Source organism: Corynebacterium sp. 5QC2CO, assembly GCF_024580435.1.
Lineage (GTDB): Bacteria > Actinomycetota > Actinomycetes > Mycobacteriales > Mycobacteriaceae > Corynebacterium > Corynebacterium jeikeium_D.
Genome location: NZ_JANIKI010000001.1, coordinates 248,997 through 260,753, shown reverse-complemented (window position 1 = coordinate 260,753; position 11,757 = coordinate 248,997). Strand labels below are relative to the sequence as shown.

At 58.5% G+C, this 11,757-nt stretch carries 11 protein-coding genes; 1 reads left to right on the top strand and 10 read right to left on the bottom strand.

Annotated elements, in window-relative coordinates; translation table 11 throughout:
- Window positions 1–41: 41 nt before the first annotated feature.
- The 10 genes from NQ014_RS01210 to rho form a co-directional block, all read right to left on the bottom strand.
- On the bottom strand, window positions 42–860 hold the full coding sequence (locus NQ014_RS01210; protein WP_048735245.1) for a F0F1 ATP synthase subunit delta: 819 nt from the start codon (window positions 858–860) through the stop codon (window positions 42–44).
- 5 nt (window positions 861–865) lie between these two features.
- On the bottom strand, window positions 866–1,429 hold the full coding sequence (locus NQ014_RS01205; protein ID WP_005509352.1) for a F0F1 ATP synthase subunit B: 564 nt from the start codon (window positions 1,427–1,429) through the stop codon (window positions 866–868).
- Window positions 1,430–1,461: 32 nt separating this feature from the next.
- The gene (locus tag NQ014_RS01200; RefSeq protein ID WP_016422456.1) at window positions 1,462–1,713 is read right to left on the bottom strand and encodes an ATP synthase F0 subunit C; all 252 of its coding nucleotides are present in this window, start codon (window positions 1,711–1,713) and stop codon (window positions 1,462–1,464) included.
- Between the two features lie 141 nt (window positions 1,714–1,854).
- Entirely contained in the window at window positions 1,855–2,649 is a 795-nt protein-coding gene (gene atpB / locus NQ014_RS01195; protein WP_016422455.1) for a F0F1 ATP synthase subunit A, read from the bottom strand.
- 390 nt (window positions 2,650–3,039) lie between these two features.
- Window positions 3,040–3,489, bottom strand: a complete 450-nt coding sequence (locus NQ014_RS01190; RefSeq protein WP_257073170.1) for a hypothetical protein — start codon at window positions 3,487–3,489, stop codon at window positions 3,040–3,042.
- Window positions 3,486–4,718 (bottom strand): glycosyltransferase family 4 protein, encoded by a 1,233-nt coding sequence (locus NQ014_RS01185; RefSeq protein WP_257073358.1) that lies wholly within the window; start codon window positions 4,716–4,718, stop codon window positions 3,486–3,488. Before NQ014_RS01185 ends, NQ014_RS01190 begins: the two co-directional genes overlap by 4 nt.
- 82 nt (window positions 4,719–4,800) lie before the next feature.
- On the bottom strand, window positions 4,801–5,457 hold the full coding sequence (locus tag NQ014_RS01180; RefSeq protein ID WP_005509411.1) for an L-threonylcarbamoyladenylate synthase: 657 nt from the start codon (window positions 5,455–5,457) through the stop codon (window positions 4,801–4,803).
- A gap of 37 nt (window positions 5,458–5,494) precedes the next feature.
- Window positions 5,495–6,439, bottom strand: a complete 945-nt coding sequence (prmC, locus tag NQ014_RS01175; protein WP_257073168.1) for a peptide chain release factor N(5)-glutamine methyltransferase — start codon at window positions 6,437–6,439, stop codon at window positions 5,495–5,497.
- Complete coding sequence (prfA, locus tag NQ014_RS01170; RefSeq protein ID WP_005509382.1) at window positions 6,426–7,499, bottom strand: peptide chain release factor 1; 1,074 nt, start codon at window positions 7,497–7,499, stop codon at window positions 6,426–6,428. The genes prmC and prfA overlap by 14 nt, the downstream gene beginning before the upstream one ends.
- Before the next feature lie 66 nt (window positions 7,500–7,565).
- A complete protein-coding gene (gene rho, locus NQ014_RS01165) occupies window positions 7,566–9,518 on the bottom strand; it encodes a transcription termination factor Rho (protein ID WP_257073167.1) in 1,953 nt (650 codons plus the stop codon).
- Window positions 9,519–10,033: 515 nt separating this feature from the next.
- Between rho and NQ014_RS01160 the strand changes: the two genes are divergently transcribed.
- Window positions 10,034–11,752 carry a long-chain fatty-acid--CoA ligase gene (locus NQ014_RS01160; protein ID WP_257073166.1) on the top strand — a complete coding sequence of 573 codons (1,719 nt, stop codon included), beginning with the start codon at window positions 10,034–10,036 and terminating at the stop codon, window positions 11,750–11,752.
- The last annotated feature ends 5 nt before the right edge of the window (window positions 11,753–11,757 follow it).

Below are 11,757 nucleotides of genomic sequence, written 5' to 3'. Positions count from 1 at the left end.
TCGGTAATATTCTTCCAGTGATTAATCGTCTAAACCATCCGTCAGCCGAGGCCGACGCGCAGCTTCTCAAGCTTTGTTGAAAGGCTACCGTCGATGACCTCGTCGCCAACCCGGATGACCAGTCCACCGAGAATCGACTTATCGATCACGGTGTGGATGGACATCGCCTTGCCGTAGACTCGGCCGAGCTTGTCCGCCAGTGCTCGCTCTTGCTCGTCAGAGACGGCCGTGGCACTGGTCACGCGAGCGACGACGTGGTTCCGCAGGCCGGCGGCTAGCCGGGACAGGGAGTCAATGTCGTCCGCGGGGCGCTTGGATGGGCGGCCAACAGCCTGCAGTGCCAGGGTTTCGGTCACGGAAGTGACCTTGCCGTACAGCACAGAGGCGAGGAGCCCACGCTTGGCTTCGGGGGTTGCGGCCTTGTCGGCCAGCAGCTGTTCAAGCTGCGACTGCTCAGCCAGGATGTGTCCCAGTTGGAACAGCTCAGACTCAACAGTCTCAAGCTGTCCCTGGCCTTCGGCAGAGCGAAGGAGGGCTCGACGGCCCAGCTCTACCAAACCCTCACGCATTTCACGCGGGGTGGACCATACCTGCGCGGCAGCATCCACGACGAGGTTAAGAGTCGTCTCAGATACCTTGCCCGCGAACAGGCTCCGGACAAGGCCGGAACGCTGTTCCGCAGTCGCCGAGGTGTCGGCGACAGCGACACGCAGGCCGCGGTCGGAGTCCAGGACCTCGACGATGTCGAAAAGCTCGGAACCAGTCTGAGCAGCCTGAGCAACAGCGACATTGTCGCCACCGATAGCGGCGTCCAGTCGCTGGCTAAGGGCTGCCAGGGATTCGCGGCTTGCTGCGTGCATGTCGCCTACTTTCCGGCCGGGGCCACGGTGTCAAGGTTGGACAAGAAGTTGTCAATCGTCGACGAGTTACGAACGTCGTCGGAAAGCTGCTCGCCCAGAAGGCGCTCAGCGAGATTGATGGAGTTCTGGCCCATTTCCTTGCGCAGCTCTGCGACTACCTGCTCACGCTGGGCAGCGAGCTGCTTCTCACCGGACTCGATGATTCGTGCGCTCTCGTCATTAGCCTTGGTCGTAGCGTCTGCAATGATGCGCTGACCCTGTGCACGGGCTTCGTCGCGAATCTTTGCTGCTTCAGTACGGGCCTCTGCGAGCTGACTGTTGTACTTTTCCAGAGCGGCCTTGGCTTCAGCCTGTGCAGCTTCAGCGCGTTCAATGCCGCCCTCAATCCGGTCCTCCCGCTCGGTCAGGACCTCCTGGAACTTCGGAAGAACGAGCTTCCAGAAGAGAACCAGGATAACTACCAGCGGGACAACGGACCAGACGATGTCATAGGTCTTTGGCAGCAGCGGGTTAATGGACTCTCCCATCGGGAGGTCACCCGCCGCTAGCAAAAAGGTGAAATCTGTCATGGTTTACGTGTTCTCCGCTTGAAGGTCCGGACTTAGAAGACGAAGCCTGCGACCAGGCCGATCAGGGCGAGTGCCTCAGTGAAGGCGATACCCAGGAACATGGTGGTACGCAGCTGGCCGGCCATCTCAGGCTGGCGTGCCATACCCTCAACGGTCTTGCCGGCGACGATACCGATACCGAGGCCCGGGCCCAGGGTGGACAGACCGTAACCGATGGTCTTCAGGCCAGCGTTGGTGTCGACAGCCTGGACAGCGTCCTGGGCGGAGAGGATGACGTCGTTCATTATGAACCGTTCCCTTTCTTAAAGGATGGCCCCGGATTAAAGATTGTTCTAAGTAGGCCCGGGGCTTTTGTGGGTCAAGTGGGTCTTGCTATTAAGTTTGCGAGGCCTTGTTGCCGAATTTGCGGCCTCATTAGTTATGGGTTAGTGCTCGTCTGCGTGTAGCGACAGTTCGATGTAGACGGCGCTCAGCAGGGCAAAGATGTATGCCTGCAGGAAAATCACCAGCATCTCGAACAGCGTGAATGCTACCGCAGCGACAAGGGTCAACCCGGACAGGGCGGTCCAACCATTCAGCTGCCAGAAGAAGAAGTTCGTGGCACCGAAAAGCAGGACTAGAACCATGTGGCCCGCCAGCATGTTGGCCATCAGACGGATGGTCAGCGTAACTGGGCGGAGAACGAAGTTGGAGAAAATCTCGATCGGCACCACGATGAGGTGGAGTACCGGTGGCAAGTTCGGAATAACGACTGCCGACTTCACAAACTTGAAGAAGCCCATCTTCTTCGAGCCCGCGTAAATGAAGGCAACGTATGCGAACAGGGCCAGAACCAGTGGCATACCGATTCGGGCGTTCGGCGAAATATTGAGGCCAGGAATAATAGCCGCAATATTCATCGAGATAACAAGGAAGAAGATGGTGGCCAGAACCGGAAGGAAACGACGCCCCTCCTTCTTACCCAGAATCTCCTCCGCGATGTGGATGCGGACGAAGTCCAGCATCAACTCCGCAACGTTCTGCAGACCAGTCGGCACGAGCTTCGGACGACGCATTGCGACGACGAAGAACACGGCGACGATCACGGCCATCAAAAGACGAACAATCATCAGGCGGTCCATGGCGTACCAGTCGCCACTGCCACCTAAAATGAAGTCGCCAAATTGTTCACCCGGGAAATACTCCTCCTGCAAGTTGGGTGAGTGAAACTCACCCCGCATCTCGGCAAGTGTTGTAACGCTCAGCGTTCTCTCCCGTGATTGGGCCGCTAGAACTATTGTCAAGCGGTGCGAAGGACGTCATTTAACGTGTCGCGCCGCGGATTCCATTCGCTCATCAGCACGGCGCTCACGGGGACCGTACCTGTGGAAATGATAGTTATTTCGCTACAGGCCGTCTTACCCGAAACTCAGGATAACAGTTCTGACTCATTTTCCCCACCCGGTACACCCCCGCGTTTCCGACCCCGAAACCAACAAAGAGACCGACCCCCTCTGTGGGTTTCGGCCTCAATTTGTGGCATCTTCTGCACAAACTGGACAATATGCTTATTACCTGCGGTTTTAGAAGCGCACTACAGCCTCTCAGCAGGTCAACAAGTTATTAACGAGCTAGTCGTCCTTCATTGGTTGCACATAAGTGAGGTTAGATTGCGACATTCCCCACACTTCTGCACCGAGTGTCACCATCAGCGTGAGTACAACAGTGACGAAGAAAGTCATGTTGTCATAAAACTCAAGATTTCTAATAACAACCAGGACGCCGATTAGTACGACAATCTTCAACAACCAGCCGCCCAATACAACGGCAAGCGTGACGGACGGCGAAGTTCGAGCAGTAAAGAGGATGCCTAGAACGGTAAGCAATACGAAGCTTCCGCTAATGCCCGCGCCAAGGAGTACGCCCCAGACACCGGGCATACCATTTTTGCCACCCCAGACCAGCAGCGAAAGCACGGTAATCACAGCGAGCGCGATTGCACCCGAGCGAGCAGCAGCCAGCAGCGGTCGCCGCGAATCGTCGTATTTAGACTCGGGCTCCGGAGTTGTTTTTTCAGTCACGGTCGAAGATTGTACCTTCTGCGTCCACGTCGACGTCTTATAACCTGCCGGACCCCACTTCCACTTCTGGGACGCGTTCCCCTTGAACGGTCGTCGGCAAGCGCATTGCGACGGCGGAGGGTGAAGACAACCGCGATGATAAGCAGGATCCCGAAGGTGAGAGCGACAAATTCAAAGGGGAAAATGGTGGTGGCAACGGCGGCGTACGCGACGACCGACACCCATAGGTAAAGCACTAGCACCACGCGGCGATGACTGTGTCCCATCGACAGGAGGCGGTGATGAATATGCATTTTGTCGGGTGAGAAAGGTGACTTGCCCTGACTGACGCGGCGAACGACAGCGAGAAGTAGGTCGAGCATTGGCACGCTAATTGCTGCGATGACGACCACAACCGGCGAGATCAAAGCGATGACGTCAGCGGTGCCGTACATGGAGGGCGCGATGCGTCCCGACGCCGATACCGATGCCGCTGCGAGCAGCAAGCCGATCATCATGGCACCGGAATCGCCCATGAAAATGCGTGCGGGCTCGAAGTTGTGCGGCAAGAAACCCAGGCAAGCGCCGAGGAGGCACGCGGAAATCATCGCGGGTGGATAGGCGGAGACGGTGCCGCCTTGGTCGTGAAGCATGACCATCGAATAGACAAGGATTGCAGCTGCGGCGATCATGCCGAGTCCAGCTGCGAGACCATCGATGCCGTCAACAAAGTTGAAGGCGTTAATCAATGCCACAGTAAATAGGACAGTCAAGACTGTGGACATGATTGGATCGAGAATGAGCGTGGCGCCGCCACTGAAAGGGATATAGAGCAGATACCAGTTGACGCCCATAAATGACATCAAAAGTGCCGCCGCGACCTGCCCCACCAGCTTGGTGAGGGCATCTAAGTCAAAGAGGTCATCCCAAATACCGACGATTAGCAGGAGCGACGCGGCCGCCACGACTGCCCTCATATCTGGAGTCATAGGTGGAAAACCACGGTTGAGGGCCGGCATCACCGAGGCAAGGGCGATAGCTGCGACCACGCCGGAGTACATCGCCACGCCTCCGAGTCTGGGCTTCGGAATATCGTGGACATCGCGCGTGCGGGGAGCATCCAACCAGCCCGAACGGACCAGCACATAACGCACCACTCCAGTGAGCAAATAACTGACAGCACCGGAAACTAAAACGAGCATGGCGAGCTCGCGGATGGGCACACCTGCCCCACCCGACTGGGCTGCCAATAAGCTCATGTCCGCCACTAGGTACTACTCACCCACACAATCGCTGCAGATACTAAACAGGAAAAGCCTTAGGTAGACAAGACTACTGACCCAGCAGTCGCTCGGGCGTAGTACTCAAAACCTCGGCAACCGCCGCTGCTGACACAGCGCCTTCGCGCAGAATCCGCGGCACTGGAGTCGAGATATCGACAATCGTCGATGGGGTGCCAATCGTGGCTTCGCCGCCGTCGACGTAGACAGCCGCTTCCCCACCGAGCATCTGCTTGGCACGCACGGCATTGGTGGCCGGTGCCTGGCCGGAGATGTTCGCACTGGACACGGCCATCGGACCGGTGCGGCGCAGAATCTCGATAGCAATTGGGTGCAGCGGCATGCGCAGCATGACCGTGCCCGCGGTATCACCAAGGTTCCACGGCAAGCTCGGCGCCTGGTTCACAACCAGCGACAGTCCGCCCGGCCAGAAAGCCTCCACCAGCGTGCGAGCAGCTGGCGAGTATTCGCGGACGAGCCCCTCAATCGTATTCCAGGAACCCACGAGCACCGGTACCGGCATATCCGGGCCGCGGTGCTTGGCACGCAGCAAGGAGGCAACGGCCTGGTTATCAAAGGCATCGCAGCCAAGGCCGTAGACGGTATCGGTAGGCATAACGACCAGCCGTCCTGCCTTCACTGCATCTACTGCTGCTGCAATTGCGCGTTCGCGGTTTTCATCTGTGCTGCAGTCCATAATCCTGCTCATCAGATTTGTGCTCCTGCTTCAAAGTTTGCTTTTAAGATCAATTTTTGCGTCCCACCGTAAAACGGTCACGGCCCGCAAAGTCACGGTGGACCTCTACATCAGCGTAATCCCAGGTGTCCTTTAGCAGTGAACTGACATCGTCTCCTGAAGAGTCATCGTGCTCGATGCCGATGACTCCACCCGGCCGCACCAGCGCATCCACTAGGTTCATCATAGGTCGAATGACATCTAGTCCATCGTCGCCGCCGAAGACCGCAGAGTGCGGATCAGCTCTCACCTCGGGGGCAACCTCGGTGTCTTCGGGCACATATGGAGGGTTGGACACAACAATGTCGGTCCCGCCTACCCAATCTGCGAGCTCAGCGCCATCATCAATCAGCTGAACATCCGTGACATCGCCAGCAATCAGACGCACACGCCCATCGCCGTACGTCTCGATATTCTTCGCAGCCCACGCTCGTGCCCGCTCAGAGAGCTCCACAGCCACCACGTCCGCTTCGGGTACGGCATCGGCGATCGCCAACGCCAACGCACCGGATCCAGTACACAAGTCAACGATTTTCGGCTTGACGACGCCACTTGCGACCAGTTCACGGGCTCGATCGATTGCCCACTGCGCGAGCAGTTCCGTCTCCGGCCGGGGTACAAAAACACCGGGCCCAACCTGTAGTTCCAGGCTCATCATCGGCGCCGTACCGAGGATGTGCTGCAGTGGCTCACGAGCCACTCTGCGGGCCAGTATCTCGGCCAGATACTTGCGACCGTCCTCATCGGTGTACGGTTCGTCTCTGCGGAAGATAATGTCTGCCGGTCCCGCATCGACTGCGGCTGCAAATAGCGCCCGTGCGTCGGCATCCGGAGAAGCCAGCGCCGCGTCGTCAAGCGTGCGACGCGCATAGCGAAACAGCTCGCCGAGAGTACGGACGGAATCCGGTAACGTCGGCGAGCTATTTTCTGCGGGCGTGGGGCTACTCGGCTTCAAGACGCTCAGCGCGCTCCGCGTCGTGGAGGGCCTTGAGCAGGTCATCCATGTCGCCGCCCAGCACCGAGTCCAGGTTGTGAGCCTTGTAACCGATGCGGTGATCGGAAACGCGGTTCTCCGGGAAGTTGTAAGTGCGGATGCGCTCGGAGCGATCCATGTTGCGCACCTGAGACTTACGCTGGTCAGAGGCGGCCTCGGCGATCTCCTCCTCCTTCATCTGCTGCAGTCGAGCAGCAAGGACCTGCATAGCGCGGGCCTTGTTCTGAATCTGCGAGCGTTCCTTCTGACAGGTAACAACGAGACCAGTCGGCAGGTGCGTCAGGCGAACGGCGGAGTCAGTGGTGTTAACACCCTGACCGCCCTTACCGGAGGAGCGGTAGACGTCGACGCGCAAATCCTTTTCATCAATCTGGATGTCTTCGACCTCGTCGGGCTCCGGGTAGACCAGCACACCAGCCGCGGAAGTCTGAATACGGCCCTGAGATTCGGTAACCGGCACGCGCTGCACACGGTGAACGCCACCTTCAAACTTGAACACGCTCCACGCACCGTCGCGGGACGGAGTCTTAGCTCGGATGGACATAGTCATGTCCTTCACGCCGCCGAGATCAGACTCGGACAGACCGAGAATCTCGGTGGTAAAGCCGTGCTTTTCTGCATAGCGCTGGTACATGCGAGCGAGCTCACCTGCGAAGAGCGCTGCCTCCTCACCGCCGGCACCGGACTTGAGCTCCATAACGATGTCATCGCTGTCGTGCGGATCGCGCGGAGCCAGCAGGTCGGCGAGCTTTTCCTCGAGTTCCTCTGCCTCGGCAGCGAGACGCTCAGCCTCAGCTGCGAATTCGGAGTCCTCGTATGCCATCTCGCGAGCTGCCTCCAGGTCATCCTGGACCTCAGTCAGCTTCTTGTGAGTCTGAATGACCGGCTGCAACTCATTGAAGCGCTTGCCGACCTTACGGGCAGCCTTCGGGTCGTTGTGCAGTTCGGGGTCAGCCAGCTGCGCCTCGAGACCGTGGTATTCGGAGAGGATGTCGTCAACTGCGGAAACCTGATTAGCCATTGAATATTCCTTCAGATTGTGATGGGTGAAATGCTGAGTGGTGCTGTGGTTTGCGGCTAACCCCAGCTAAAGCATGTCGTCCACATCAACGTCGGCGGCCATTGGTGCAGAAGAAGCCACCTGCATCAGGAATTCCTTATTGTTCCGGGTCTTCTTCAGCTGCTTAATCAACAGGTCAATAGCAGCCTGCGACTCCAGCGCGGAGAGGATGCGGCGCAGCTTGTGCATAATGCGAGCCTCCTCCGTGCTGAGCAGCAGCTCATCCTTACGAGTACCCGACGGGTTGACATCCACTGCCGGGAACACGCGGCGCTCGGAGATTTTACGGTCGAGCTTCAGCTCGGCGTTACCGGTGCCCTTGAACTCCTCGAAGATGACGGTATCGCCTGCGGAGCCGGTCTCCACCATCGCGGTGGCGATGATGGTGAGGCTGCCGCCTTCTTCGATGTTTCGGGCAGCACCCAAGAAGCGCTTCGGTGGGTACAGAGCGTTGGAGTCCACACCACCGGAGAGGATTCGTCCCGATGCCGGCGAAGAGTTGTTGTACGCACGGCCAAGGCGGGTAATGGAGTCCAGCAGTACGACGACGTCCTGCCCCTGTTCCACCAGACGCTTTGCACGCTCAATAGCCAACTCGGCCACTGCCGTGTGATCTGACGGCGGGCGGTCGAAGGTAGAAGCAATAACCTCGCCACGGACACTGCGCTGCATGTCGGTGACTTCCTCCGGGCGCTCGTCGACAAGCACGACCATCATGTAGCACTCGGGGTTGTTCGTCGCGATAGCGTTCGCGATGTTCTGCAGGATCGTGGTCTTACCGGCCTTCGGCGGCGAAACGATGAGCGCACGCTGACCCTTACCAATCGGCATAATCAGGTCGATGACGCGAGTGGTGAGAATCTTCTGCTCGGTCTCCAGCCGCAGGCGACGGTTCGGGTACAGCGGGGTGAGCTTAGCGAAGTTCGGGCGCTGCTTTGCCTGCTCCGGATCGATGCCGTTTACGGTTTCAACCTTGACCAGCGGGTTGTACTTGCGGCGATTACGGCCGTTGCCATGAGTGACCTGGCCCGAGCCATTCTCACGCGGCATGCGGACCTGACCGGTGACGGCGTCGCCCTTGCGCAGACCGTACTTACGAACCATTTGCGCGGACACCAGCACATCGTTAGAGCCCGGCAGGTATCCGGACGTGCGCACGAATGCGGTCTTGTTATCTAGCACATCGACGATGCCAGCCACCGGCTGGAGAACGTCATCCTCGCGGATCTCGTCCTGACCGCCGTGTCCCCCACCGTTGTTATCGCGTCCGCGACGGTCACGGCGATTGCGACGGTTGCGGCGGTTACGGTTGCCACGACCGTCATCGTCATGGTTATTGCGGTCGTTATTGCGATTGTTGTTGCGACCGCGGCGGTTGTTGCGGTTGCCGCGGCCTTCATCGTCGTTGTCTCGATCGTGGTTGTTGCGATCGTTGCGGTTATTACGGTCGTTGCGATCACCGCGGTCATTACGATCATTACGATCGTTGCGATTGTCGTTACGCTCACCGCGGTCGTTGCCGTTATCGGAATCGTCGCGGCTATCGTTGCTGCGATCGTCCTGATTCTCCTGCTCGCGCTGACGAGCACGGTTACGACGATTTCGACGCTGCTGAGAACGGGACATCTCCTCGCGGCCATCCGCGTTGGCGTCGTCACGCTTGTCGTTGGCCTTGTCGCTCTTGTCGGCGTTCTTACCGGAACCCTTATCCGCGCTTTCCGACGGCGATTCCTTGGCATCCTTCGCCTTGGAGCCGGTATCCGCAGCCCCAGCCGCAGCCTTCTTCGCGCGAGATTTCCGAGCTGGAGCGGAACCAGCAGCCGGGGCACCATTCTTAATGGCCTCAATCAGCTCATGCTTGCGCATGGCGGAGATGCCGCGAATGCCCTTGCTGGAAGCGATTTCACGCAGTTCTGCCATTCGGAGGGCCGCAAGATTCTCTGGGCCGCCTGCCGTGGCAGTGGTGTCCGTATCGGTCACGGATGTCCTTTCATCGACCTTCCCTGCAGTCACTCTCTACAGGGGGCTATGTCATTGACACTTTTTCGCTCTTACTGCCCGCCACCGCGTGTGCTCCGTCGTCGAACCTTTACCACGTGCGGAAAAGTAGCCGCAGCTGACGGGAAATTATCGAAAAAGCCAGGCAAAAGACCTCGACGTTGAAACTAAACCGAGGCATCTTGCCTACATTATTTCCGCATCTCAAACCCGAGCGTCCGGGCTGAAGATGGTTAGGAAATTTTAGGTCCACAGCACCGCAAGACTATGTAGTCGCACTACTGATTTATGTGTTTTCAATGTCACGTTGCGCCATCGCGTTGTGTGAGCAACTGCGAAGGTCAACGGCAAGCGGAGTACATGAAGAAGTACGTATCTAGCCGCGTATTGAAAACGACCTATTCCCCAAGGATAGTCACCAAATAGTCAGGTAGCAACACTAGTTCTCACCTGCGTTTCGCTAGGTAGCAGGGCTGTGAGTCGGTACTGTAGAGCTCATGCGCAGTACGATGCCTCATATTCCTCTCAATATCGCTCAGATTGTGGAATACGGTCGCACCATTCACGGTCGGACTCCGGTGACCTCCTGGAACAGTGACGGACCTGAGACCACCACTTTTGCCGCCATTGCCGCGCGCGCTAGTGCGCTGGCACATGCACTTCGCGATGAGCTCGGCATCGACGGTGACCAGCGCATCGCTACCCTGATGTACAACTGCACCGAACACTTCGAGGTCTTCCTCGGCGTCGCCTCCATGGGCGCGGTATTCCAGCCGCTGAACAAGCAGCTCATGCCGGATCAGATTGTGCACATTATCAATCACGCCGATGACCAGGTCATTATCGCGGACCCGACCGAGATCGAACTGCTCGCCGAGGTTCTTCCCCACTGCCCGCGCGTCCGCGCTGTCATCATTATCGGCATCGGTGATCTGTCCGACGTGGCTGAGCAACTGCCAGATGGCATCCCGTGGTACTCCTACGAATCGCTCATCGACGGACGCCCCAGCCGCTTCGACTGGCCTGAGCTCGACGAAAGCTCCGGTGCAGCCATGTGCTATTCGACGGGCACCGAGGGCGCACCTAAAGGTGTCGTCTACAGCCACCGTTCGCTGTACTTGCACAGCCTGAATATGCGCACCACTGACTCCTTTGCAATTTCGCATGGAAACCCATGGCTTTGCTGTGTGCCCATTTATCACGTCCTGTCCTGGGGCGTGCCGCTGGCCTCCTTCATGTGCGGGGCGTCGCTAATCTTCCCCGGCGCGGACCTGTCCGCACCACGTCTGGCAGAAATCATCGAAACCTCAATGCCGCGCGTAGCTCAGGGCGTGCCGACGCTGTGGATTAACCTCATGGCGCACTACCTCAGCAATCCTCCGAAGCGCATGAGCCTGCAGGAGATTTTCTCGGGCGGTTCCCCTGTCCCGCCTGCACTGATTCGGCTCTGGGAAGAGCGCTACGGTGTCGACGTCATCCACTTCTGGGGCATGACCGAGACTTCGCCTATCGGTACCGTGGCTCGTCCTCCGTACGGCGCCTCCGGTGAGGCCCGCGAACGCTACCGTGTCAGCCAAGGACGTTTCCCGGACATCATGCAGTTCCGCATTGTTGATGACAACGACCGCGTGCTCGACCTGCATGACCGCAACCAGGGTGAGCTGCAGGTGCGCGGCAACACGGTCACCGGAGGCTACTACAGCTCTCCGGAGGCTCAAGATGGAGGCGCCGCGCACTTCTTCCGCGGTGCCGAGGTCGACGAGGCTAGCGAACAGTTCACCGAGGACGGGTGGCTCCGCACTGGCGATGTCGGCTCGATTACTCACGACGGCTACCTGACTATTCATGACCGTGCTCGCGATGTCATTCGTTCCGGTGGCGAGTGGATCTACTCCGCTCAGCTGGAAAACTTCGTAATGGAAAGCCCACAGGTACTCGAGTGCGCGATTATCGGCATGCCAGATAAAAAGTGGGGTGAGCGCCCACTGGCCATTACGGTGCTGATGCCGGAAGTTGAACAGAGCAAGGAGACCGCTGAAATGCTCCGCGATGAACTGCGGCCAAAGCTGCCAAAGTGGATGCTGCCGGAGTACTGGGCCTTCGTGGACTCAATCGATAAGACCTCAGTGGGCAAGTTCGACAAGAAAGACCTGCGCTCGCACTTGAGCGCAGGTCAGTACAGCATCGTGAAACTGAAGGGGCCGGGCGAAAAGTAGGTGGC